This is a genomic window from Bacillus sp. FSL W8-0645, assembly GCF_038007905.1.
GTDB classification, from domain to species: domain Bacteria; phylum Bacillota; class Bacilli; order Bacillales; family Bacillaceae; genus Bacillus; species Bacillus pumilus.
Genome location: NZ_JBBOYC010000001.1, coordinates 640,625 through 666,322, shown reverse-complemented (window position 1 = coordinate 666,322; position 25,698 = coordinate 640,625). Strand labels below are relative to the sequence as shown.

The window sequence follows — 25,698 nt, the reverse complement described above, 5'->3', positions numbered from 1 at the left end:
CTACTTCAATTTTATATCTTTCATCTTATTTAAAATGATATTTTTCCTTAAGTCCCTTTAGTAAATAATTCAAAACACGTTTATCATCATCTAATAATTCAGCTATTTCATCTCCTGAATGCTTAGAATGACTCGAAATATTAATGATTCTTGTAATATAAGGTTCAGGGTTTCCCTCTGTAATTTCAAATAAAAGTTCTCCCCAGTTGTCATAACCCAAAAATGTCGATGTTTTCTCCAAAATATTCCTAAGGTAATTAAAATGATACTTTTTTAATTGATCTGTTTCAATAGCTCTCTCTATTTCATTTTTTAAGAAAAGATGATAGGAAAAAGGTGAATCATTCCTTTGGGAAACTAATTCATGTTCCCCATCTCCCTTTTTTTTAAGAAAATATTTTTTGAATTTATCTTTCCTAAACTCATTATGTAACACATTATAAAATAAGGGATTATGTGTGGTTATAATAAACTTAAGTTCTGACTGACTTCGCTTAATTAATTTTGCCAAATTTACCGCTAATTCAATCAAACGATTGTCATCCAATGAACTTACTGGGTCATCTATAAATACATATTCCAACTGATTAAATTGATCTGTTTCTCTATCACTTGGTTCAGCTACATTTAATACATCAATAACTTGTTCAAGTAGAGAATTAAAAACACACCATACAAAGTTACTCTCTTCACCTTTTGAAATTTTAATGCTATCTGAAATCTCATCATTACCACGTTCATATGAAAAGGTTATTTCTGTAAAAGCCCCTACTGTTACATTATTCCCATTCTTATCTTTAATAGAATATTCTTCATTAAAATGTGGAGTTAATTTTTCATCGGTATAGTGTTGAAAGTTAGAAATAATATTCCTGTCTTGTCCTTGCTTTTCTAAAATCCAGTTTGTAAAAGTATTAGGATGAATTTTAAGTTTTAGTTCAGTATCATTTTCTAAGTCATTATCCCAATAAAACAAATCTTCCGTAAAAGCATTATAATAAAGATAATTTTTACCCACTACTTCCGATAACTCTAACTCCGTATCCCCATCTAAATCCGTTGATAATAACGATTTGAATTCTCGTGAAAGCCTAGTTTTCCCCGTCCCATTAAAAGCATAAACCAACTGAACTTTTACATCAGATTCACTCGCATCTTTAGCTTTAGTTTTATGTTTGGCGTCTTTCAGCGTTTGTGCAATTTCAGTTAATGAAGTTCCCATATTAATCCTCTACCTCCTCTTTTGGAAAACTAAGAAGCATATTACGATAATATTCGTATTGTTTTTCACGCAATTCTATTTCACGAGGTAAACCCTCGGTGATCGAAATGGTTAATGCGTCTAATTTATCTAAAATAGATACTATACGCTCTTGTTCCGTAAGAGGTGGGATTGGGATTAGAAACTTTGTAAATTCTTCTTTTGTAATAGTTTTTATCGTACTGCCACGAGCTTTATCTTTTTCAATCGCAAATTTGGCTTGTAGTTGATATGCAAAATATTTTTTGTTGATATTGACAAGAAAACTCTCAAAAATAGCAAGAGTTCTATCAACATAGCAATCATATTGTGTAATAGCAACTCTACCTATACTTCCTTGTAAAGTTACAATGACAGTGCCTTCTTTTACAAACACACTTTTAGGTTGTGCTAATTTCGAGATTTTGTTTTTTGTGTTTTGTACAAGTCGCATATCTTCCCCAACATCGACTACTTGAACAAAAGGCATTGCACCGTCACCGTCGTACCACTCACCTTTACCATAAGGTTGAGGGAATGAGCCACGACGAAAATTAGCAACCTCCCCCAAAGATTTCCATTCAACTTCACCCTCTTCAAAAGTAAACAACTTTTCACGATAATACTCATATTGCTTTTTAAGAGCTGTAAGCTCTACTGTAAGCTCTGCTGTAAGCTCTGCTGTATGGTCTGAGAAGGAGTCTAAAATACGAATGATTTCTTCTTGCACTTTAAGAGATGGGATAGGGATTTTAAACTCTTTGACCTTAGCATCAGAAATTGCTGGATATGCTGATCCACTTTGATTCTCTTCTAAATACCTTTTAAAATCAGATGAAAAAATATAATGATAAATCCATTTAGGTAAAACTTCATTTGTTTTGGCTCTTAAGATACAATAACCAGTACTAGCAACTCCTCCGGAAAATTCTTCAGTAATCAAACAAACTCGTTGCTGGGTAGGACGAGTTGTTGCAAAAATAACATCATTTTTGATTACTAACTTTTTGGCTCTGCTTGGTGCATCTTCGGCGGATATTTCAGTTGTTTTAATTATTTTGTTTGTTTCGCGACTAACTGAAGTTAAATCAATATACCGATAAGTATCCTTTGTCTCTCTCCACTTAATATTGGAAGTTGGTAATGTAACTTCCCCTAAGGCTTTCCACTCAACCTCAACCTCATCAAGTAGTTTCTCTATATAATTCGGCTTAATCATGATTCAATCACCTCAATAATGTCATCAATTTCAGCACGCAGTTTGTCTATCTTTGCTACAGTCGTTTTTATCTCGGCATTCAGCTCATTAATATCAATGACTTCCTTTGCGTTTTTCGCTTTCACGTATGAACTTACTGAAAGATTGTAATCATTTTGAACGATTGCCTCATAATCAACAGAGTTTGCAACATAATCAATATCTTCTTTACTGTCAAACATTTTCATTATTTTCTCTATATGTTCATCTGTAAGTATGTTATTATTCGTTTCTTTTTTATAGAAATCTACTCCACTTGCATCAATAAATTGAGTTTTATTATCGGTTTTATGCTTAGAAAGTACCAAGATATTAACTGCTATTGAAGTCCCGTAAAAGAGGTTAGGTGCTAATGAAATAACCGTTTCAACAAAGTTATTATCAATCAGATACTTTCTAATTTTTTGTTCTGCACCACCACGGTAAAAAATACCTGGGAAACAAACGATAGCAGCACGACCTTTACTTGAAAGGTAACTAAGTGCGTGAAGTACAAAGGCAAAATCGGCTTTAGATTTTGGCGCTAATACGCCTGCAGGGGCAAATCTTTCATCATTAATAAGCGTTGGGTCATCACTACCAATCCATTTTACGGAATAAGGTGGATTTGATACAATGGCATCAAATGGCTTCTCGTCACCAAAGTGAGGATCTCCAAGCGTATTTCCTAAAGCAATATTAAACTTATCGTAGTTTATATTGTGTAAAAACATATTCATACGAGCAAGGTTATAAGTTGTAAAGTTAATCTCCTGTCCATAAAAACCATCTTCGATAATATGAGCATCAAATTGTTTTTTTGCTTGTAATAAAAGTGAACCTGAACCGGCTGCAGGGTCATAAATCTTATTAATGGTTGTTTGCTTGTGTATTGCTAATTGAGCAATAAGCTTTGATACATGCTGAGGTGTGAAGAATTCTCCTCCAGATTTTCCTGCGTTGGCAGCATAATTAGAGATTAAAAACTCATAGGCATCACCAAAAAGGTCAATTTGATTATCTTCAAATTTACCAAAATTAAGCCCTGCAACACCTTTAATGACAGCAGCTAAACGACTGTTTTTGTCCTTCACAGTATACCCTAGTCGATTACTAGTTGTGTCGAAATCAGCGAATAATCCTTTAATATCTAGTTCAGATGGATAACCATATGCTGAACTTTCAATAGCAGCAAATATAGCTGCTAAATCTGTATTCAAGCTTTCATTTGTGTTAGCAGTTTTCGCAAGATTAACAAACAGCTGACTTGGATATATGAAATACCCCTTTGTTTTAATGGCATCCTCTTTGATTTCTTTCGTTATAATATCATCTGGAAGTTCTGCATAATTGACGCTTTCATCTCCAGCTTCAATATAACTAGAAAAGTTTTCGCTAATGAAGCGATAAAACAGTGTTCCTAAAACATATTGTTTAAAATCCCATCCGTCTACAGAGCCACGGACATCATTGGCTATTTTCCAAATTTGAGATTGTAATTCGGCACGTTGTGCATAAGACATTTGTATACCCCCAAATTTTCTTCTGATACATTGATTATAAAGTTATTCTAGATAAGTTTGAAGATTCTTCCACCTTTTAGTTTCTTACCATATTCAAACAACAATACAATGTTCTTATTTTCTCTTCTAGTATAACATTTACAGGCATGTGTGGATTATCTGTATATCTTTTTTATTATGTTTCGCAAAATATTCTAATGACAAGATTGTACCTCCACATTATAAACCCTGCCACCGTGATGACCGTAATCAGAATCACCCGTCCATTGGACTTCACTTACAATTTAGATAATGTCTAACTTTATGGGGTCACTTCAATAGCCGGTGGTTTAATGTTTCGCGCGTTTAAAGCACTCACCCGGCTAAAGCCTAAATAAAAACTCCCACCGACAATCATTCGGCGAGAGTTTTTGGCGACAATCTTGGAGACAATTCAAAAGAAACTTGGTCTCAGAAAGTCATATGAGTTTTACCTAAACGGCATAAAATCAGCGTTTTTCGGTGTATAGAGTGTCGCTTGATTATTCCCACTCAATCGTAGTAGGTTCCCCAAACCCCTTTAAAACAAAGGTTTCTTTTAACCTTTTGCTTCCTTGGTGGGGTTTTTGGTGGGGTTCTTCTTATTTATCGCCTGATTACCATTGAATCGAAGTTTTGTTTCAGATGCAGTCTTTATTTTAATATTTCCAGCCATCATTTCTGCTATCGTATTATCTGCTCCAGTCCACATATGGGCATAATGCTTTAATGTGATTTCTGGACTTGAATGACCCATACGTTGGGATAAAACAAGAACTGAAACATTAAATTCATTGATGAGATAAGATGCATGTGAATGACGCAGCCCCTTCGCTTGTATCTTCTTCACTTCCGCCAATTTTGCATATCGAGAAAGCATCCTACCAATTGTTGATTTAATCATGGGCAAACCATCATAACTAAAGACAAAATCATCTACTTTTCCTAAACCTATAGCTAGCTGGCGTTCACGCCAAACTTTTAATATGTTTATAGTGTCATCATCAAGCGCAATGGTTCTCTTTCCATCTTCAGTTTTTGTATAAGAGTTTCTTTTCCATTCTGTCCTCGTTTTAAGAATCAACATATGATGGACACGCATACGCTTCTTCTTCAAATCAATATCACACCAGTTTAAAGCAGTTCCTTCATTCACTCTGATACCGGTCATGTAATACACCCATATCATAACAAAATTTAAGTGTTCATAAAAATCATCAATATATATTTGATTTATTACTTGTTCAAACTCTTCTTTTGTCCAATATGGAACAACTGCTTTACCTTTTGGTATTGCTTTAACTTTCTTTGATATATTGTATTCCAAATACTGCATATCAACTGCTTTATCTAAACTCTGTCGAAAGACACCAAAAACCATACTAGCGTAGGATTGAGAATATCCAGCTCCTCCCCTTTTTTTGCTCGTTAATAGCCATGTACGGAAATTTTGTACATCTTCAATTGAGATTGATCTAAGAGACATCGATCCAAACCTATCTTTTATTTTTTCAAGAATCCCTTCCTTAACTTCAAAGGTACTTTCTTCAACTTCTGTTTGGTAATAAGGTATATAGACTTGGTTCATGAATTGCTCATAAGTCATCTTATAATTCGAGAAGCTATTGACTTTATGGTATTCTCTTTTCAATCGTGTTAACTCTTTATTAGCCTCAAATGCTGATGCAAAGGGTTTTCCATTAGCATCTTTTCTTCCTTTTTTTCTTATCCTCTTACCTGTTATACGATCTATTCCAAATTCAGACTGATAAAAAAACCTTCCTTTTTCGTCTAAATAGACTCCCGGATATTTTGTTTTTTCTTGTTTCTTTTTCAAAGGTGATCATTTGACCTCCTTTTATTTATTTCTCCTTTTAATCTAGTTACCTCTTTATGAGCTTCAAAAGCAGACAAAAAAGGTTTACCATCACTTCCCACTTTAGATTTTTTACGTATTCTTTTCCCTTCACTCTGACACTCTATTTGATAAAAAATAACTCCGTTATCATCAATGTAAACATCATCATACTTAGTTCTCTTCATTGGGAAACTCCTCTCGCTTCTTCTGATAAGGACACCCCTAAAATAGATTCAACTACATCTCTCGGAACTCTTCCGAGCCTTTTATTATTATAATAAGGGCAACCTTTTTGAACCATGATTGCTTTTGCTTCTCTAATTAAATTCACAGCTTGATATTTTTTATATCCGATTTTGATCAGATCATCTTTACATATTGTCGTACCCATTAAAATGCTCCTTTCATAATACAAACTTTGCTTGACCTGCACATCATCAATAATCCTTTTTTACATTCTTCGTTTATTGCCTAAAGCTCAATTCAACTCTCACCCACTTCATTAAATTTCTGAAATAAATGACAAGAATTAAAAAACCATCATAGCTTTTCCTGATCTTTGGTCTCGATCAAGTTTGCTTTGATGGCTTTTATTTTGTTTAATGACTTTTTATAACGAATTGTGCTAGAACAAACTTTATTTAAAACAGGTAGGGAACTTCATTAATTACTCCCTTTCACTTGAACATTATCAACAATCCATCCACCTTTTTCTTTTTTCAATTCTGTTTGAATAATCAATTCCTGTTTCGTTGTAACAGCATTCACCGTAAGCGCGATTTTTGCTTCATTAAGGTATAATTCATGCTTTTCATCAACTTTCTTTGAATAGCTTTCTAAAGAAAGTAAATCCCCCTGCATGGTCACACTATGTTTTTTTGGAGCCTTCGAGGGAAACGCATAACTCATAGCCTTATCGGTTGCTAGCTTTCTAACTGCACCTTCACGATCATCCGCATCTTCATATTGAAAGAACGCTTCAAAAAACTTTTGATTCATGTCAGCAGCTTCTGAATTTGCCATATGATTCATTTTATTCTCGATCCTTTGTTTTTCTTTTAGAGCTTGATTTTTTTCAGCACTTAACTTGCTGTATGTCATGTAATAACTCGTAATCCCTAAAATCAAAATCACACCACCCAATACCCAAAATACTTTTTTCATAAAATCCCCCTAATTTTTTATTCTTCCAAACGACACCAAGTGTTCACGCCAATATCCCTTTTTAAGATCAGAGTATTGGACGCCACCGTCATTACTATTATACATTCTTCCATCTCCTACATAAATTCCCACGTGTGTGATAAATTTACCTTGATACGTACCTGTGAAGAAGACTAAGTCTCCTGGTACTGCCTGACTTTCAGCAATCTTTTTTGTGGCACCGTATTGTTCTTGTGCCGTTCTGGGCAATGAAATGCCCGCTTTTCTGTAAGCCCACTGCACCAGGCCCGAACAATCAAAACCCGTTTTAGGAGTTGAACCAGCCCATTGATATGGATTACCTTCATACTTAAGGGCTTCGTTCATTACAGTTTCATATCCCTCCATAGCGCCGTTGACAGGCTTTACAGTGCCTCCACCCTTCAAATAGCGCATGACATGATCAACATAATTCGGATCACCATAGCTTCGCCAACCTAATTTCAAGGCTTGGAATTTGCTAAATTCTAGCGCAAGAGCTTTTGTATATTTCCCTCCTCGCTTTTTAACAAAGTCTATAAATCCTCCTCCGTAGTTGTAAGACTGCAATGTTAATCGAACGTCTCCCCCTGCCTTTTTAAAAACAGCCGCAAAGTGTTTCACACCCACTTGAATAGAATACTCTGGACTTGTTATAGAGTTAGGCGGCAAACCTATTGATTCGCTTGATTGCATGATGTCGAGGTAACGCCCTCCACTTTCCTGCATAGTAAGAGCCATAATGATATTCAATTGATCATAGACCCCTTCTTTCCTTGCATATTTCTCAAAAACATGGCGGAGCCTTTCGATCTCCGGTGCAATACCATTTGTTACAAACTCTTCATCCCCACCGCCGATTTCTTCTTTTTGATTACTCCCCCCAAAAATCAACACAACCACAATCAACAATCCCCCCAAAAATACGATTGGAAGAACAGTAAAAAAAGCCGTCAATAGCTTTTTCATGATCCATTCCCTCCTCGATCATTTTTGCTTTGACGGCTCTCTATGTGGTCTAACTCAATTTTCACATGTTTCTGTTTAGGTTGTTCCTGAACAACTCTTTTAACTTTTGGTTGAGCATCTGATGCCTTAACTTTTTCATTTTCAGTTTTCGGAACTGATGCACTTACTTTTTCTTTTGATTGTGTTTGTTCATTTCTTGCTACGTTAGCATTAGGAACAGGATTCACAGGCTTTTGATTACTGATACTTTCCTCTGTTAACGTTTTTTCAGAAACACCTTGATCACTTCTTTCAACATCAACCTTAGGAACCGATGTTGAACCCTTTGGACTATTGGTCTTTTCTTCATCGGCAATATCTTCTTTAATTTGATCACTTCTTTCAGCATCCACAATTGGTATTTTGCTAGATGCTCTTGGATTATTTTTACTTTCTTCTGCTAGTTGATCTTTTGTTGCTTGCTCGCTTCTTTCCACATCCACTTTCGGCGTTGGATTTGAAGCATTAGACACATTGTTGCTTTCCTCCGCTAGTTGATCTTTTGTCGCTTGTTCGCTTCTTTCCACATCCACTTTCGACATTGGATTTGAAGTGTTAGACATATTGTTGCTTTCCTCCGCTAGTTGATCTTTTGTTGCTTGTTCGCTTCTTTCAATATCCACTTTTGGTAGTTGATTAGAAGCACTTGCACCCGTTTCCTTTTGATCTGTTCTTTCCACATCTTCTCCATCTGCCACATACAATGGTGGCTTATAATCATCTGCTTTCGAATCTACATTTGACCCATCAAGCTGCCGTCCTCTTTCGATTTCTTTTTTCGCAGAAGCATCTTTGTTGAGAGGATTATTTTGGGACGTTCTATCAAATTTAGAATTTCCAGTATTTGACTGGTTTTGTGGCGCGCTTCGTCTTTCTGCTAAATACCGTTCTTCTTCTGCTTTCTTTTCTTCAGCAGCTTTTTTGGCATCACGTTTCTTTTTCCATTCGCTAATACCACTACCGACTTTTTTCGCACCTTCCCATGAAGGCTGAACGACTGCCTTTCTAGTATTCTCTAATAAATTTGCGTCTACAGACTGGACTTTACCAGCCGTAACAAAATTGATGATCTTGTCTCGTTTTAAAAATGCAAAGATCAGAATAGCCGACAATGCTGCCACATTTAAAAAATACATCCCTAAATTGGTAGGAGGGATGGTCTTATTAACAATTACGCAGACAGCATAAACAAATACAAGAACAAGAGTTAGCATTGCTTTCATAATAAACAAAGCGAACATTCTCCCAAGCGACACAAAGCCACTATAGGCAAATTGCGGAACATATGAAAGAATAAACGCAAAAGGAAGAAAGAATGCGATCGCCAGAACGATAATTTGAATCAAGAAGTTAAGAAACGGAATCAAAAAGAATGGAACACCTAGAGAAATTGCGGCAAGCATCCCTATAAATGAATAGCCTAACTGTGCATAAATACTTCCCTCTGCAATACTTTGGTTTTTATATTCTTTTACCTCTTTGTCATTAATGAACTCTTTCTTTGCACTTCGACCCTCACTGGTCAATTTGAAAGAAAGTAGCGTGTCTATACGATCAAGACCACCTCTTCCATCCCCCTTCTTCAAAATTGTTTTTTCATTTGGTGTACCATAGTTAGTCACCAAATAAGGATTTTTCAATGCAGCATTAAAATAAAAATTTCTCAAAACGGCTGTCGTTCCTTTGAGCTCTTGACCTTTTTTTACGTCACCCATAGTTAAAGAAGAATCACCTTTACTCGAAAACGAATCGGTTAACTTATTACCAACTGTGATTAGTTTCCCCTGCGTTTCTATCGACAAAGCATTGAGAGATTCTATCCAATATCCAGCTTTACTGACCCAAAGCCCTGCCACAATCATGACCATAAAAAATAAAACAAAACGCCTCATACCTTCCTTAAAACTTCCACGAATCAAAAATAGATAGACTACGAAGCCTATCATAAATACAAAGATGATTTCTCCGAAGCTATTCTTTAGCACGCTGTACATTTTCTTTGAGACATCCGTCACAGCATCACTAAATCCTTCTATCGGTTCAGCACTCATAAATAGGTCCATTGCTTTATCAACAACAAGAACTATTATTTGCGTTGTGCCTAACATTACATTAGACAAAGAAACGATAGTTCCCTTAATCATTCCATCCTCGGCTTGGTTGTGGGCTTGATAATGTTCCAATGGAAATCGACTTATTTCAAGCTCGACTCCTCCCACTTTCTCTACTTTCGGTTGTACTGTTTTATCACCATCTTTATCCTCCGCACTTGCAACTGCCATAATAGAAATTAATATTAAGAGGATTATAGAAACAATGATTAAATGCTTTTTCATCTCATCACTCCCAAAAATTGAAATAAAAATAGCCGTCCATTTAAGGAACGGCTTAAAAATGAATATTTACTATTCGATCAGATAGTTCAAAATACGCTTTTAGCAATATTGCATAAAACACACCAATTGATGGATGTTTTAAGGTATAATCTAAAAAGAGCCTAGGCTATTGCAGTAGCCCAAGCTCGTTCCACCTCAAAGGAGGTGAATAAAATGAAGCTATCAACGATAATTATCATATTGATAGCAGTAGCTCAATTGATTTTGAGTTTAATCGCCTTAATCAAATGAGCTGTTAAACTAAAATGGTCCTTAGTTGGGCCATTTTTTTGTTTTTTCCTCCGCCTTCTCAGATAGAAGACCTCATCGGATAAAACTTTCCAAGACTGAATGTATGTTATTTGTAGTTTATTAACGTCTTGCTTTCGTCCTCTTTTCGCCCTTTAGCTCTAAGAAAAAAAATGGGATATCATCATTTTTTAATTATTTGTTGCGCCTGTTATCGATGGAAAATCACCAGAAACACAAGAGAAGATGTGTGTTAATTGCAATACTTTTGTTTAATCTATTATGCTGTGCTTTATGGATAATTTTTAATGCTCTAATTCATTGCAATGGTTTTATTTTAAAAAAGTGTAGTAAGAGTCATTAAACATAATTCCAGATTAACGAGTATTATGTTAAATCACTTATACTTGGATTATAACACAAAAACACAAATAACATATATCTACATACATGTAGATGGGTATGTGTAATTTTTTAATTAGTGACAAATTTTAAGGTCATTAACTTAAGAATTACAAATACATTTCTTCAGCATACGCAACCTCACTTTTATTGATGGTTTCAAATGCTCCCATCCACTCATCAAACAAGCATTCAATGGAGATTTTAGCTGTACGACCATAAATGTCCTTAAATAAGCATTGACCTTGAAACATGGATTCAAGCATTTTTTTATTTTCCTCGCTTGGTTCAAGGTTCATCCATTTCAAGACTTCTTCACGTTCGTTTGGTTCGTCAAAGGCGAATGCTACACCAAAGTTTCCAGTGTCATCTTCATGAAGTGCGTCCTTAGTGGATTGAGAGATAAAGAACTCGGCATTGTTGTAAGAACGCCCAATACGTCTCATTTGACGCTCTACTTTTTTCCCCTGTGGTGAAGCTGTAAATATCCATGCTTCATCAATAAATTCCGCTGTTTTTTCTTCTGCATTCATTCCAAAAAGCTCGCAAAACTTACCAAGCGCAAACATGACCGCACTTGACTTTAATTGTGACTTCGTGAAATTTTCTATACGTTCCCCAAAGTCTGGTAAGTCCATGTTCTCAACTTCTAAAATTGTGATGCGCTCTTTTAAAGACAGGGAAGGATTAGAACCATCATGAACTAGCAACTTCATGATAGAGTCTTTAACAGACTCATAAAGAAAGTCTCCTGCTTTTCTCACAGGCTCTTCTTTATGCTTTTGCATCTCATAAATGACATGCAGCGATCCAACTTGTTCACCCTGCTCTTTCATTTCAAGAACTTTTGTAATTGCTCTCAAAAAAGCAGTGCTCACATCATCTTTCCCTTTAAAATCATAAATCTGCTCGAATATAACTTCTAACAAATCTTTCGCTTTACTTGGCGGCATAAAGGCAATTGGGTCTAATGCGCCCCAGTTCTCCTCTTGTTCATGATCAAGCGTGATGAAATGATACTTTTTCAAATGATCAATATACAAAGGAAAGTTTTTACGTGTTTGCGGATTATTGATAACTTTCGTAATCCACTTTCGCATTTCTTTTTTAGGGTCGATGTATAATGACTTTATATCCATGAAGGAAATATATGTGTACAACAGTTTCGCAAGGAAAGACTTCCCATTACCCGTATCACCTGTTATTAAGCAATGCGGCGATCTGGTTTTTGATCCTTTTATTTGCTGGTTAGCAAGAAAAGGATGAAACAATACAAAGTCTCGACTTGATCGAATGGCACTTTCTAAATCTGTATGCTTATCAAAACGATCTCCCCAACCGAGGAAAAAGCCGATTTTGGAACCAACGAAAGAATCAACGCCTAGTAAACATTCTGCTAAACCATTTTGTGCTGTCTTCTGAATCCAATTTTTATCCATCAAATCCAACTTTTCAGCAGGCAGCATTTTATAAAACAAAGACAGTTGATCAGCAATAGGAATCCTGCATTTAATTCCTGCCCCTTTTAGGTGTCTCACGACTAATCGAGCCTTTTCAGCGCATTCCTTTTTCGTGCGTCCGTCAACAATCACAACCGCAAGCCAGTTGATCAAAGACACTTCTTCTTTCTTAATCTTGTTTTGAAGGTCTTTCACCAAAAACGCACTTGTCATTGTTGACTGGTCGCTTTCGTCTCCCACACTATATTTTTCATTTTGTTCTTCTCTCAATTGCTGGTGCTTAATATTTAATGCTGTCTTTGTCATAGACTTACTTTCTACTTTTGCCTTTACTTCTACTTCTACTGGAAAGGGCAAAGACTGAACCTCATAAAACAAGTTGCTATTCGCCATATTGTCTAGAAATTCGTCAACAACAATCATTGAAATATGCCCCTGATCTTGATCACTAACGAGTTTTAAAGAGCCTGGAATTGTTGGGTCTATAACAGTGTTTGTAATTGAATGAATATCTCCATTTTGGCTTTCTTCCTCAACATCGTGATAAAGCCCTCTTATAAAGTGATAACGATTGATATATTTAAGCTCGGCTTCTCTCAATCTCTCTCCAAACACAGATGTAACCGTACTCGCCAAATCGTCCTCGATTTCTTTATATTGTTCAAAAAATTGGGATGATACATCTTGTTCCCATCCAAGCATATTTACAACGGTGTCTGTGACAGTGTTAAACATTGATACAACGTTGTCTTTAATATCAGCATCCATACTAAGAAGGGTTTTGTTCAATTTAATACCTATAATAAAGTCAGGTCTGGTCAATCTCCCCAAGCGCTGCTGCAAAACATTTACTTTTTCCTGCATATAGTATGAAGCTACTTCTAAAGCATCCTCATGTATATCCTTTTTCAATACATTCAAACGTCCTTCCAAATCAAATCGACTCGGATACATCATCAAATGGAAATCTTCATACTCTGTTATTTCTTCATAAAAAGACGTCCACTTGCCTTTATAATCTTCTATCTCACTTTGATTTCTGCTTGGGATCGAGCTACTTTTGATCCGATAATACGCCCAAACGTCTCCCGTTTTCGTCAAGATCATGTTGTTTAATATACTCTTCATCGGTGTTTTCAGATTCACCACCATTTTTCCGCACCACCTTTACTAGAGACTTGAATTTTATTTCTTGATCATTTGCAAAGTCCATAATTTTATCATTACAATATTTTTTCTTTGGCAATTTAATTAGAACAAGGTACTTTATCAAACCCCAAAAATACAGATAAATATTTTTTCCTTCTGGTTTAATCTTGGTTATTAAAATTGTTAAACCTAGTGGAATGCCAAAGATCACGATCACATAAGTATTTTCAAAGGCGCTAGGAAAAAACTTCCTAACACCTAAGAAAAAGCCAAAACTAATAGCGACAAAAATAAAATAGTTGATCATGGGAATCAACTCTATCGCAAATGGTAAACTATAATTTTCCGTTATCCTTTGTATTTTTTTAGGCTCACGCATCGCTTTTCTATAGTTGAATACAAATCTCGACACACTATCACCTCTTACATCGTTTTAAGTAGTGCACCAACCCAACCTGTGACAGTAGACCAGTTTTGAATGCACCATACACCAGCACTTGTAAACACTATTGCACCCACCATTTTACCGATACTTACTTTCGCAAGATGCTTTGTAATCAAGTACATAGCTATAATTGCTATAACCTGCGCAACAATTTGCTTTCCCCAACTTTGTACACCGCCTATTGTTGGTAAGTCTGCTTTGGCTCCTAAGATCAGATAATCTAAAAACTCCATTTTTTCCACTCCTTATTGATGTTTTAGTTGATTTACATAATACTGACCACTATTTTTGGTAACGAACAAAGTAAATCGTTCCTTTACCGGTATGCTCGTTTCTTTTTCTTTGAAAATGACAACAGAAGATATTTCAAAGCCATCATCATTCTTGTAAATGCTGAAGTTTTCGACATCACCAAATACCAGATGACCATTTAAAGTCTCTGGTGTTTTCATAATGTAAGTCATATCGTTCTTTGTTTCTTCGGCGTATTTCCGAAAGAACGTATGCAAAAATTCCTTTATGGCTGCTGTTTGATCTCCGTCATATTCCTCACGATCCTCTTTCGAGTTCGCAATATCACCTTTGAGGTCATATATCTCTGAAATGTAGGGAGTTCCTCTGACTGCAAATTGATCCCCCTTGTTTTTTACTGGAATGTTCAACAATGCTTGTTTTTTAATTTCATGTTCCTTCTTTTTAACCTTTACAACGTTTGAATACTCGATTTCGTATTGAAATAGAGTTTCATCTTTCTCCTGTTTCACATTGAAAAGAGTGTAATTGTTTAAAACTCGATCACCTTGCGCACCAGATATAGCAAATAATGTTTCTTGTTCTAATTCATCGCTTTCTTTAGCAAGGTAAGTCATTAATTTTTTATGACGGTTTTCAATAGCCTCATTGTCGTTCTTTACGTTGATATATTCAGCAACGAAGCCCGACAAAAAACGTTCCCCTGCTACAATAGACACTTCTTCTTTTTGATTACTGTTTCGTTCTTGATTTCGTTCAATATCATTTACTACAGATCTTGTATTGATCGACAGCAACACAGACAAGAAAGCAAAAAAGATGAGCGTTACAATCATTGACCATATACCTACGGCAATAATCTTTGTTCGATCTTTGGGGATTGATTTTGGCTTTTTCTCTGGCTTTTTAACACTTTTCAGCTTCTTCTTAAAAGCTGATAATAATGAGTTGTTTCGAATGGCCATCTTACCGTCATTCTTTTTCTTTTTCATTTTCTCCCTCCTTTACTTTTATTGAACACGTGAGCACACGAATGAAGCTGTAAAGAGCTAGTAATACAAAAGTAAAACCAAAAGAAGTAACAGCAAAGTGACGTACAACAATAGATTCATGAGTAAACAATTTATACAGAAAGCCACCAAAAGCAATAAGTATTATGAAAAACAATAAAGCAAGTGAAATATACCTAGCAATAATGGCGATCCATTTCGAAAAAGTCATGATGCCCCCACTTTCTTCAAGATTCTCGCTTTAAAAAGAGCAAGCCCCGAGAGACTTGCCCTAAATAGTATTACTTCTTAAAAAACCCTAAAAACATATCCTTCGCCATGCCTAATGCATCTTCAAAAAATTCGGGGAAGAATCCTTTTAATACCACCAAAGCGACTCCGATTAACACCGCTGCTACTGCTCCATAACCAATTTCTGTAGTATGTTGTCCTGTCATTTTTCATTTCTCCTTTAATTATCTTTTTTAATACATTCCTTCTGTAATACAATCCACCATTACTTGAATACCTGTTTTAAAATCAGGGTAATGGCTTTCTAACATAAAAAGACATATTCCTAAAATGCTAATCCAAACGGAGAGCATTCCGATTCTAATGATGTGACCACCCATTTACCTCCCCCCTATCTAATTCGAGATAGCGCACCTCCTTTTGCTTCGATCTCTTTTTTAATACCGAAAATCTGCGCAACATAGATTGTTTTAATTTTATAAGAGACTTCACTTCCATGAGGTAATGTCTTATTCAAAGCATCACTTTGAATTTGAAAACTGCCCCCATACGACTCTTTGTTCTTCTTCTCAATTTCCTTAAGAGCATTTGAATTCAACCCCCCATTCCTCTCAATTTGATAGTTAACCAATTGTTTGAAATCAGTGGTCTGGTTAAATCGAACACAATAACCTGCTACATCCAAAATCAACACGACTGACATGCACGCAATATAGATTTTTACAAATGTCATCAATAACCCATCTATCATTTAACCGCCCCCAAATTGCATAGACATGATACTATCCACCAGAAGCGAGATAAAAAAGACAAGCACTACACCAATTACAGGCAATGTTAATTTCATTGGATAGTTAAAGAACTTGCTATGTTTAAACTCTATAATGTCGTCTACCACCATAAAGGATTGTTCGCTTGTCATCTTTCCAAGATGGTAAATGATCGTATCGTCATTTGAATTTTGATGATACTCAAAGAGCGTTATCATAAAGAGCTTTGACCTATCGCTGCCACTCGTTCTTTTGGCAAAATCAATAAATGGTTGAACATCATCGGGACGCTCATGCAGGTCTATTAACAGGTCTCGCAAAGCGCCTTTTAAAAAGCCTTCCTTCACCCTCTCTTCCATCTTCTCAAACGCCTTATAGATCGTTGTTTTGTTTTCTAATAGATAAATATAAATCTCTTTAGAAAACTTTATGAAGACTAGCTCTTTTTGAAAGCGAGCAACATTATATCTTGATTTAACCTTCATATACTCCAAGTAATATACAGCAGCAGCAAGACCCAAAAACACCAAAGGTAGGAATGGTTTCAAAGCGAATACAGGAATACCCAACAGCAAAAATATGCCTGCCTTAAACAAACGCTTCTTTTGGAAAGTTTTAATATTTGTTTCGTTTAAGTAGTCAATCATATCTTTTAAATCGCTTTCCGCGATTTTTTCCCAAAAGGAAAAGACCGCCTTAGATCGACCGTCTGAATTGCGTTTCTTCTTTTTACTTTTCATGTTTTAAATTTTCACCTCCGTTATGGAATCATCAAAGAATTTTTTGTTAAAAGAGTGATAGATTCCAAAGATGATCAACAGATACAAGGAACTTGTAATCATTCCAAAGGGAGTATGTGCATAAATGTCGATGAATTTTTGCAAGGTAAACGAAAACATTAAAGCAGCAATAAACCCAACAGAATAAAAGATCATTGTATTGAAATCACGCCTACGGGCTTTTTTTAACTGAATAAATTTATCCTGCTTTATCAGAATTTGATTGTGATGATCTTTAGTATCTTTCAAAGACTTTATAGGTGTACGTCCTTCTACAAACATAATAGCCAATTGTTCTAGATACTGATCGAATTGCACATCACTTTTATAAAAATCCCTCAATTCACGAAAAGCCTCAATTATTTCTGTTTCAGACCCATCAACCAAAACAGTCTGTAAGTCAATGAGCTTTTGTTTCAACTCCCCTTCTGCATAACCAGAAGAGATAGAGAACGCTTCTATTAATGTCATATTCTCATTGGTTAGCATTTGCGTGATGTTGTTTAGAAATCTGTTTCTTTCATAGAGGGCATCTTTTTCATAATCATTCTTTACCTGCTTTTGCAATAAAAAGAACCAACCATACAAGCTGCCAATAAAGCCGCAAATCAAAGCCGCCCACCAATAATGAAAGAAGAGATAAGAAAATCCACCAAAGCAAAGAAATGGAATTAAAACGAATTTTGCATACGCCACCCCTTTCATTGGTCGCCCAAACGCTTGGGACATAGCATGAATTTCATCTAATCTATACAGCTTTTTCTTACGAAATGGTTTCATAAACCCCCCACCTTGCTTTAATTTGTTCTTGAAGTTCCAAAGGGACTTTTCTTTCCATCATTCGTTTGAAGAAAAGATCACTTAACTTTCCATAGTGATACTCAATTCCATCATTAGTTAAATCGCACCTAAAAACCGTCAAGGTTTCGCCATTAGGCAAAAACTCTACGATTTCTTGTTGATACCTTCTAGTAGAGCCGTCATCTCCTTCTGTTTTCTCAATATGCGCTCCAAACCCTAAATTTTTGCTCAAGTCTTCCAGCATGGATGTTTCATTGATCTGATAACCCATTTTCATCATATTAATGTATCTTGATTTAATGGCACGTGCATTCACAGCGTGCAGCGTGGTAATAATTTTGTGACCAGTTAAAATCCCTTGCATCATTTCATAGGCTTCCTGCCCCCTAGTTTCAGATACAAGTAACCATGTAGGATTATTTCTTAAAGCCGCTTTCACCAAATCCTCAATACTTACAGAAGAATTAGTTATCCATGACTTAATATTTTTTTCGGGGTATAAGATTTTCACATGACTTTCAGGCGTATCTTCAATCATTATTACCTTCTCTTTATAAGGCACATGTGATAGTAACAATTTTTGAAGTTCTGTTTTTCCTGTACCAGTCGGACCACTGATAGTCACATTCGATTTTGATGCAATTATCGCTTCAAACAAGTTAAAAATATCCATAGGAGCAAACGCATCAAAGTTATCTTTACGAAGCGCCAATCTTGGCTCTACAATGCGTAATGCAATTGTAGTACCATATTGTGCTATGTCCTTATGAACCGCATTCAAGCGCAAATTAGAATAGGTTGCATCCATAATTGGAGACTTTGGAGAAAATTCTTCTCCAACAGCATTCGCAAATTTTTTGATAATCTTAACAATATCTTTTTCATCCATTTCTCCATGTCTATGCATTCCCCTAATCGTTTCAACTTCAAGGTGCGTGCCATTAAAAGATATATCCGTTACATCTTCATATTCTTTAACGATAGTTTCAATGATGCCTAAACCTACGATTTCACTTATGACATAAGAAACTTCATCTTGATTAAGAGCAGAAAAATCATTTTTGACTTTTTCACTGATCTTCCTTCTTGCTCCAACATCAACAAAAGCTTTCAGCAATTCAGATGGATAGTTTCGTCTCAGATGTGTCCTCACCTTATCCACCAATTGTTTTCGTTCATCTACCGCAGCATTATTCATTTACGTTCCCCTTTCGGTCTATCGACAACTAATGTTGTCCGATAGGTTTTCTTTTTTCCATCTGTCAAAGCAATTTTTACAGCTTTCATCTTTCCGTCTGCATCTTTTAGATACTTATATTCGAAAGTTGTTTTACCAAGATTCACGTTAGCTTTTTCTTTTAAAGAGTTTTCGAAATTCAATTCAAAAGATTCAGATAATTCAACTTTTCCTTCTTCTGTGCGGATGCTGTTATCCACGTTTTTAAGGCTTGCTATACTTGCTGATTCGTTCATTGAGCTTATAATGCTATGCTGCCTATAATCAGTCGTATAGTAATAGACGAGAACACCGACAACAAATACTGAAAACACCAGTATGATCATTTTTAAGGGTAATTCCTTCAAATCCCCTCCCTCCTTTCAAATAACATTTTTTCACCAATCAACTTCCGAGACATTGACACGTTCAAAAGACATTTCACATACCCCATCGTCACTCATATGAACATTGAAAGAAACAGTCACAAGGCTTAATTTGTAATTCCCATCACTGTCCTTATCACCTAAAGTGATGTTACCTGTAAGGTCAATGGCTCCAGTTTCTCCACCTTTTATACGTTCAACAAGTTGAACATATAAATCTTCCGCTAAGGAAGAACAGCCGATTTCAGACATTTGTTTTTGATAAGCACCGTAATTTATAAAATTATGCTGCATAATCTTTAACCTCCTTTCTAGCTCCCTCGCTCTCTTTTTTCTAAGGTCAAATGATCAAATGACCATGATCGCCAAAGATGATCTCCTTTTCCTTCATTGCGCACAAAAGTCACCGCTAGTCTATGGCGAACTCCTTCAATTTTGACAAATTCAACAACGGTCGCATTCTCATCTTCCGGAAAATAATCGAGTTCCATCATAATGTTGTGATAGACCCCTAAACATCCAACTCTTTCTAACTCATTTACCAAGTCATTTTGATTCTTTAAGTCATAGCTCAATTTTCAATACCTCCTTATTCACCTTTAATTTTCATTCGTTTTTTTCCAGCCACAAACAATCAAAACTGCAAATCGGTAAAGCAGCAATAGGCGTTTCAGCTTCTTCCTTTGGTTCTTCTATTGAAAAGAAAACTCTTAAATTATAAGTCTCTTCACCTTCTTCAATTTCTGTCCCAACATCAAACGAGACCGCCCCAGCTTCTACATTTTTACGTACAGCCTTTAAAAATGAACCACTGGGGAAAGTGCACCCAACCTTTTTTAGTTCATTTTCAAATTTCATGATGTTCTCAAAAACAAAAGCCATTTATATTCTCCTTTCTTTAGGTCACTTTTGGACTTCATGCCCTGTATATATAACTGGTCTAATCACTTCACCATCGTCAGTCATTTGCGGATAATACGCTTCAAAAGTAACTTTTAATAAGCATTCTTTTTCGTCCATCACAATGCCCTTATGAATAACAATTGTTTCTATTGATTCAGATCTTAACTGGTCACCAACTTCTAACCAAATGTTTTCCCATGCAACTTTAGCCTTTCTTTCAATCTCTTCTAACTCTTCTGCAAAGTGTATAGCGTTAACTAAGTGTAATTTCATTGTTATTCCTCCTTTTTTAGAAACAAAAAGGACAGTCTTTTGACTATCCTTTAACCTTACTTTTATAAAAACCTGTTTATTGAGTATTAAAAAGCTCTCTGCAATTATCAACGAGTTTCTCCATAAAAGGCGTATCTAATATTTTAAATTCATTGGTTAATTCCATAATTGCAAATGGCTTTTCAATATTTTGGGGATACTCTTTCTTTAAGAAATCGTTGGTGTCTTCCAAAGAAGCAGCATTAAGAGTAAACACACGTTCATCAAGCACAATTAGAAAAAGCCTCATTGGGTCAGGATATTTCCCTCCAGTAGAAGCACCATTAATAGGTCCAATTGCCATTACAATAACTCCTCCTTTCTTGAGCCTTGTCCAATCCCACCAACGAAAGCCCGTTGGATCACAAATATCAATCCCCCTATTCCCCCGATTCTTCGGGGGACTCCCTCGCCGGTAGGCAGCTCAAAAGGTGTGATGACCTTTTGAGACATTAAAAGGGTTTGGGGGCGCTGATTGTTTCAACTCCTTATCCTCACTACGTTCCGGTATCGTTGACACAAACGATATACGCGTCACTAATCTAAATTTACATCTAAGTCGGCAATCATTTTTGAGAGATTACTAGATAATTTATAGCCAAAGTCATCTAACATCCCTTGCAGTTCATCTAGTTGACCAATTACATCATCAAGGCTGTAAACTCCGTCTTTTGCTCGACTAGCGCATTCCTTCACACGCTCAATCTTTTGATTAATTTTTTCATTCATAATTTCACCATCTTCCACTTTAGATTTAACGAGACATAACCCAATCTATATCCTTTTTAGTCCATCCTTCTGGCAGACCATTAGGAAATGGATTGTCAGCATACACAGGTTTCAGCAACACTTCATCTTGATCTAGCGTCTTTGAATCCATATGAGCATACATGGACGCATAAAGCTCCAATTGTTCGGTGACTTCTGTCTTTATTAAATTTACACCCATTGGCTTTGACTTGATTTTCGTTTCGTATTTCCCTAACTCCGCCCAAATAGGGGAATAGAATTTACGACCGCCATCAACCAGAGCATACGAAATTCTTTTGTCTTTGCTTTCTACTTGATCATCACTAAACAGGCTGCCTGTGTGTCGTTCCACATTGATATGAGGAAGCTCATACACAAGGTCATGGACTGACGTTTCACCCTGTTTTTTGTTAATGGCTTTCGTTTGTTCCATAGTGATCAATGAGCGATCACCGCTTTTTTTGTACGTCAAATAACTATCGACTAAACGTGTGGGAACTTCAAAGTCAAATGATGGCTTAATACTGCCGCCAATTTCATTTTCATAATGAAGATCAATTTCACGCTCAAATCCATAGCCTGTTTTCTTCTTTTCGATTCTTTCTAATGGAAAAGTAAGTCTTTCATAATAAACCTTTCCTGTTGTGGGTGTTTTCTCTGTCATGACAACACCCTTATAGGACAATTCCTTTCCGTTAGATGAACTTGCCTTGATCGTTTTTTCGCTTGCTGCATATCCATCCGTACTTAATTCGGATGCAGCAGCAGTAATTTTAAAGTCATTTTTGTCGAAGCCAGTGAATTTCACAGTGTAAAGAGCCTTGTCATTAATCTTCAAATACTTTGCAGGGATTGTCATATTAATCTTCTTAGGCAATTCTTTTGCGGTATACGTTTTTGACGTGACCTTTGTCGTGTCCCGATATAGCCCCACTGTGATTTTTTTGTCATCCATATCTTTCAAGCTAGACTTGTAATTCAATTCCTTTGATAGATACACTTTGACAGGAAGACCCTTTTCCCATTGCGCTGTATAAATTTGTAGCTTATCAAACGAAAGCTTTGCCAATGGCTTATCATAATGATAATTGATGACAATATTCTTGCCGCCAATCGTTCCACTTTCTTTGTCTCCATCAGTTCTTATATAACGATACTTGTATTCTCCACTTTTGATAGAAGGGTGCTTTTCTGAATACTTTTCTCCACGCACCTTTTTGTATTTCTTACTTTCCTTAATTTTTTCACCTGTACGGTTGTCATAATAATTAACCGTCACAGATCGCTCCAAATTATAGTAAAACTTGATCGTCACATCTTTGCTTCCTAATGTGCCTGTTTTCTTTTTCAGATCAACAGGGATAAATTTTTCTTTTCCTTTAGTGATAGACGCTTTAGGCGCAAATGAATACGAGGAACCTATGTTTCTTGTATAGCTCTCCTTTTTCAAGACTTCTCCAGAATATTTATCAATGTGCTGCACATTGATTTTCTTCTGGCGCACTTTAAATACAGCTGTAAAAGATGTTGTATTGTTCGGGTCAGTAAACCAATCCCCATAACCCAAAACCTGTGTATTTCCTCCACTAGGCTTCGTTATTAAAGGCTGAAATATTTTCATGTTGCTACCTAATTTCCCGGTGCTGTAATTATATTTTTTATCTAAATCAGCTTCTAGATGTATTTTCTGTTCCCCATAAACTTTCATTTTGCCTTCAGTTACCTTCTTACCACTTGTTTCATTAACTAAAGTTATGCCATTAGGAACAGAAACTGTAACATAATTCTCTTTGTCCGCATTAAGTTTCGTCGTTTCAGAAACTTGCTTGTTACCCTTTACAGCTACCGACAGTTTAGTATTTGTGAATCTTACTTTTCTATTTAAATCTTTGCCATTCAAGACTAAATCCCACAATTTTTCATAGCTTGGGAGATTCTTTCCCGAATCACCATTTGAATACAGCCTATCGAGTATTAAAGAAGTAATTACAATCCCTTGTTTTCTATCCTTAAAAATATTACCTTGACCACCCCAACCATAATACAAAGCCCTTTGTACCTTTTCGTTGTCGTAAGGAACAGATTCTTTATACTTTGATCCTGTAGGGGGAGACGCTTTAGAATGCTGAAAACAAAATGCTTGTTTACCGTCTACTCTAAAATCCCCTACTACTGAACCACGATAATTAATTGCACCTTTATATTCAATCTTGGGCGCTGCTGCCTTTGCCTTATCAGTAGCAAAAAACGAGAATATAAAAGATAAAACTCCTTTATCATTCTCTTCAATATCGCTTTCTAATAATAGTTCTTGATCTTTGTCCCCATTCTGGATTAATCCTTCTAGCGTTGCTTTCTCTCGTTTACCATCAACTGACATATACAGAATTTCACCATTCATTTCTAAATAGCCATCATAATTTATACCGAAGGTTTTCACGCCTCCCTCAGTCGCTTCCGCCTTCGGAAAAACAGAAAACATAACCACAATCATGAGTAAGACTATACTTTTAAATGATCTTTTTCTAATCATTAAAAACTTTTCACCCCCTAAAAATAAAAAGGTGCTCAAATTTATGAACACCTTCAATTAATTACTTATTCAATTCATCCCAAGGGACACCATTTAAATCATTTGCATCAAACGTACCGGTTTCATAAGTTGAATCAGAATTTTTTATTTTCCCCCCGCCAGTTTTTTCACCTGTAGTAGATGTTCCACCAGAAGAACTAGGGGATTTTTTAGGCGCACTGGATTTACTTTGGTTTGAACCTCCATTACTCACGTATTTCTTTTTTGGCTGAACATGATTTTTTGAAGGATTGGAAGAACCAGTAGTATTTCTATAAACCTTCGGTTGTTCTTTCTTCACTACTGGAGCTTTACTAACGCTGCTATTGTTATTTCTTTTCTGTTCACTAGAAGCAACAATTCTTTCTTTTTGTTGCGGCTGCTCACTAACGACCTGCTGTTGCTGCTTTTCGACTTTCTTGACCTTTTTAGGCTTTACTTTCTTAACTTCTTTTACTTCCTTCTTCTTTACTTTTTCTTTTTTCGTTTCTTTTGTTTTCTTTGTTTCAGCCTTTGTTTCAGCCTTTGTTTCTTTTACAACAGTAGCTGTTTTTGGTTGCTCTTTATCTTGTGTCTCCTGCTTCGCTTCATTTTTAGCATTAGCAGAGAACCCCCAAATAGTTCCACCAACTAAAACGCCCGCCAACCCTAGACTAATTACAACTTTTTTCGCTTTCATAGTCTCCCCGACTCCTTTTTTTTCGTTTTATTCTTAATACAATTATACCATTTTTTTGTAGTATTTTACATCAAAATTTTAGTTTTTTCCAAATAATTGATGTGATTCAGCACCTTATTATACACCTGTCTAACACTACTTTTATCAATGAATACCTTTGTACTGGTCATTCTTCCATCATCCATAAATTTCGTCTTGTAAAATGAATAACGATATTCTGAATAGCCTTTTATTCGTTCTCCCTCAACCACTAAAAACCATTCTCTACTTATCTGCCTTACATAAACCTTAGAAGGAACACCAACCATAAAACCCAAATTAAATAGTCTATGATCTAACCCTTTCCATTGGCTCATGTTACCTTACACAGCTTGATCCAATTTAAGTCTTTTAAAATTCAAGACAACATAATCATCCTGTTGCTGATAGTCCGTAATGAAGCTAATTCTGCCTAATACGCACCTTCCTGTATAATCACCATCTTTATACTCACGTAACTGAATCAAATCCCCAACTTTAAAGTCTCTATCATTTTTTCGTATCTCAAAGCATTTGTGACCTGTTTTACAAGCCCAAAAGTATTGAGGTAGTATTTTTAATTCATGAAATCCTTCCTTCAAGAAAATCTCCCCTTTCTTATCCAAACAAAAAAGGACAGTCTTTTGACTATCCTTTTAAATCTTTATTCAAATTCCTCTCCTCAAAACAAATGAGAAAAGTATTATTGCTGTATTTGCGCCAAAGATAGACAGTAGCATTTCCAAAAACGCCACCCCCTCAACATTAAGAACTCATCCCCCTATTCCCCCGATTCTTCGGGGGACTCCCTCGCCGGTAGGCAGCTCAAAAGGTGTGATGACCTTTTGAGACATTAAAAGGGTTTGGGGACGC

General features: G+C 35.9%; 31 protein-coding genes. All 31 read right to left on the bottom strand.

Features of this window, described 5'->3' with window-relative positions:
• Positions 1-25: 25 nt before the first annotated feature.
• Positions 26-1,222: an AAA family ATPase gene (locus NST39_RS03340; RefSeq protein WP_341027078.1), complete on the bottom strand. Its 1,197-nt coding sequence runs from the start codon at positions 1,220-1,222 to the stop codon at positions 26-28.
• 1 nt (position 1,223) lies between these two features.
• A complete protein-coding gene (locus NST39_RS03335) occupies positions 1,224-2,459 on the bottom strand; it encodes a restriction endonuclease subunit S (protein ID WP_341027075.1) in 1,236 nt (411 codons plus the stop codon).
• Positions 2,456-4,000: a type I restriction-modification system subunit M gene (locus NST39_RS03330; protein ID WP_341027073.1), complete on the bottom strand. Its 1,545-nt coding sequence runs from the start codon at positions 3,998-4,000 to the stop codon at positions 2,456-2,458. Before NST39_RS03330 ends, NST39_RS03335 begins: the two co-directional genes overlap by 4 nt.
• Before the next feature lie 577 nt (positions 4,001-4,577).
• Positions 4,578-5,855: a tyrosine-type recombinase/integrase gene (locus tag NST39_RS03325; RefSeq protein ID WP_044141490.1), complete on the bottom strand. Its 1,278-nt coding sequence runs from the start codon at positions 5,853-5,855 to the stop codon at positions 4,578-4,580.
• Complete coding sequence (locus tag NST39_RS03320; protein ID WP_044141489.1) at positions 5,852-6,061, bottom strand: hypothetical protein; 210 nt, start codon at positions 6,059-6,061, stop codon at positions 5,852-5,854. The genes NST39_RS03325 and NST39_RS03320 overlap by 4 nt, the downstream gene beginning before the upstream one ends.
• Positions 6,058-6,267 carry a DUF3173 domain-containing protein gene (locus NST39_RS03315; protein ID WP_044141488.1) on the bottom strand — a complete coding sequence of 70 codons (210 nt, stop codon included), beginning with the start codon at positions 6,265-6,267 and terminating at the stop codon, positions 6,058-6,060. Before NST39_RS03315 ends, NST39_RS03320 begins: the two co-directional genes overlap by 4 nt.
• 272 nt (positions 6,268-6,539) lie before the next feature.
• Positions 6,540-7,040 (bottom strand): hypothetical protein, encoded by a 501-nt coding sequence (locus NST39_RS03310; RefSeq protein ID WP_341027070.1) that lies wholly within the window; start codon positions 7,038-7,040, stop codon positions 6,540-6,542.
• 9 nt (positions 7,041-7,049) lie between these two features.
• Positions 7,050-8,027: a bifunctional lytic transglycosylase/C40 family peptidase gene (locus NST39_RS03305; protein ID WP_341027068.1), complete on the bottom strand. Its 978-nt coding sequence runs from the start codon at positions 8,025-8,027 to the stop codon at positions 7,050-7,052.
• Positions 8,024-10,402 (bottom strand): CD3337/EF1877 family mobilome membrane protein, encoded by a 2,379-nt coding sequence (locus NST39_RS03300; RefSeq protein WP_341027066.1) that lies wholly within the window; start codon positions 10,400-10,402, stop codon positions 8,024-8,026. The genes NST39_RS03305 and NST39_RS03300 overlap by 4 nt, the downstream gene beginning before the upstream one ends.
• Positions 10,403-11,202: 800 nt before the next feature.
• Positions 11,203-13,704, bottom strand: coding sequence for an ATP-binding protein (locus NST39_RS03295; protein WP_445662376.1), 2,502 nt, complete (start codon positions 13,702-13,704; stop codon positions 11,203-11,205).
• The gene (locus tag NST39_RS03290; RefSeq protein WP_341027064.1) at positions 13,607-14,113 is read right to left on the bottom strand and encodes a conjugal transfer protein; all 507 of its coding nucleotides are present in this window, start codon (positions 14,111-14,113) and stop codon (positions 13,607-13,609) included. The genes NST39_RS03295 and NST39_RS03290 overlap by 98 nt, the downstream gene beginning before the upstream one ends.
• 11 nt (positions 14,114-14,124) lie before the next feature.
• Positions 14,125-14,379: a hypothetical protein gene (locus NST39_RS03285; RefSeq protein ID WP_106031467.1), complete on the bottom strand. Its 255-nt coding sequence runs from the start codon at positions 14,377-14,379 to the stop codon at positions 14,125-14,127.
• A gap of 12 nt (positions 14,380-14,391) precedes the next feature.
• Positions 14,392-15,390: a conjugal transfer protein gene (locus NST39_RS03280; RefSeq protein ID WP_341027062.1), complete on the bottom strand. Its 999-nt coding sequence runs from the start codon at positions 15,388-15,390 to the stop codon at positions 14,392-14,394.
• The gene (locus NST39_RS03275; protein WP_341027060.1) at positions 15,371-15,619 is read right to left on the bottom strand and encodes a hypothetical protein; all 249 of its coding nucleotides are present in this window, start codon (positions 15,617-15,619) and stop codon (positions 15,371-15,373) included. The genes NST39_RS03280 and NST39_RS03275 overlap by 20 nt, the downstream gene beginning before the upstream one ends.
• Before the next feature lie 70 nt (positions 15,620-15,689).
• Positions 15,690-15,845, bottom strand: coding sequence for a hypothetical protein (locus NST39_RS03270; RefSeq protein ID WP_216927811.1), 156 nt, complete (start codon positions 15,843-15,845; stop codon positions 15,690-15,692).
• 27 nt (positions 15,846-15,872) lie between these two features.
• Entirely contained in the window at positions 15,873-16,019 is a 147-nt protein-coding gene (locus tag NST39_RS03265) for a hypothetical protein (RefSeq protein WP_341027057.1), read from the bottom strand.
• An 11-nt stretch (positions 16,020-16,030) separates the two neighbouring features.
• Entirely contained in the window at positions 16,031-16,390 is a 360-nt protein-coding gene (locus NST39_RS03260; protein ID WP_341027055.1) for a hypothetical protein, read from the bottom strand.
• The gene (locus NST39_RS03255; protein WP_341027051.1) at positions 16,391-17,149 is read right to left on the bottom strand and encodes a hypothetical protein; all 759 of its coding nucleotides are present in this window, start codon (positions 17,147-17,149) and stop codon (positions 16,391-16,393) included. It lies immediately after the preceding gene.
• A gap of 3 nt (positions 17,150-17,152) precedes the next feature.
• Positions 17,153-17,968, bottom strand: a complete 816-nt coding sequence (locus NST39_RS03250) for a hypothetical protein (protein ID WP_341027049.1) — start codon at positions 17,966-17,968, stop codon at positions 17,153-17,155.
• Positions 17,952-19,187 carry a CpaF/VirB11 family protein gene (locus NST39_RS03245; RefSeq protein WP_341027045.1) on the bottom strand — a complete coding sequence of 412 codons (1,236 nt, stop codon included), beginning with the start codon at positions 19,185-19,187 and terminating at the stop codon, positions 17,952-17,954. Before NST39_RS03245 ends, NST39_RS03250 begins: the two co-directional genes overlap by 17 nt.
• A complete protein-coding gene (locus tag NST39_RS03240; RefSeq protein ID WP_341027042.1) occupies positions 19,184-19,573 on the bottom strand; it encodes a hypothetical protein in 390 nt (129 codons plus the stop codon). Before NST39_RS03240 ends, NST39_RS03245 begins: the two co-directional genes overlap by 4 nt.
• 30 nt (positions 19,574-19,603) lie before the next feature.
• Entirely contained in the window at positions 19,604-19,885 is a 282-nt protein-coding gene (locus NST39_RS03235) for a hypothetical protein (RefSeq protein WP_341027040.1), read from the bottom strand.
• A 17-nt stretch (positions 19,886-19,902) separates the two neighbouring features.
• The gene (locus NST39_RS03230) at positions 19,903-20,166 is read right to left on the bottom strand and encodes a hypothetical protein (protein ID WP_341027038.1); all 264 of its coding nucleotides are present in this window, start codon (positions 20,164-20,166) and stop codon (positions 19,903-19,905) included.
• A gap of 31 nt (positions 20,167-20,197) precedes the next feature.
• A complete protein-coding gene (locus NST39_RS03225) occupies positions 20,198-20,473 on the bottom strand; it encodes a hypothetical protein (RefSeq protein ID WP_341027036.1) in 276 nt (91 codons plus the stop codon).
• Between the two features lie 21 nt (positions 20,474-20,494).
• Complete coding sequence (locus tag NST39_RS03220; RefSeq protein ID WP_341027032.1) at positions 20,495-20,767, bottom strand: hypothetical protein; 273 nt, start codon at positions 20,765-20,767, stop codon at positions 20,495-20,497.
• A gap of 76 nt (positions 20,768-20,843) precedes the next feature.
• Positions 20,844-21,110 (bottom strand): hypothetical protein, encoded by a 267-nt coding sequence (locus tag NST39_RS03215; RefSeq protein WP_341027029.1) that lies wholly within the window; start codon positions 21,108-21,110, stop codon positions 20,844-20,846.
• Positions 21,111-21,343: 233 nt separating this feature from the next.
• Entirely contained in the window at positions 21,344-21,535 is a 192-nt protein-coding gene (locus tag NST39_RS03210) for a hypothetical protein (RefSeq protein ID WP_041092952.1), read from the bottom strand.
• A 25-nt stretch (positions 21,536-21,560) separates the two neighbouring features.
• Positions 21,561-24,128, bottom strand: coding sequence for a thioester domain-containing protein (locus tag NST39_RS03205; RefSeq protein ID WP_341027021.1), 2,568 nt, complete (start codon positions 24,126-24,128; stop codon positions 21,561-21,563).
• A 22-nt stretch (positions 24,129-24,150) separates the two neighbouring features.
• Positions 24,151-24,807, bottom strand: a complete 657-nt coding sequence (locus tag NST39_RS03200) for a hypothetical protein (RefSeq protein WP_341027017.1) — start codon at positions 24,805-24,807, stop codon at positions 24,151-24,153.
• A 65-nt stretch (positions 24,808-24,872) separates the two neighbouring features.
• A complete protein-coding gene (locus tag NST39_RS03195) occupies positions 24,873-25,163 on the bottom strand; it encodes a hypothetical protein (protein WP_341027015.1) in 291 nt (96 codons plus the stop codon).
• 6 nt (positions 25,164-25,169) lie between these two features.
• On the bottom strand, positions 25,170-25,427 hold the full coding sequence (locus tag NST39_RS03190; protein ID WP_341027013.1) for a DUF3850 domain-containing protein: 258 nt from the start codon (positions 25,425-25,427) through the stop codon (positions 25,170-25,172).
• Positions 25,428-25,698: the final 271 nt, after the last annotated feature.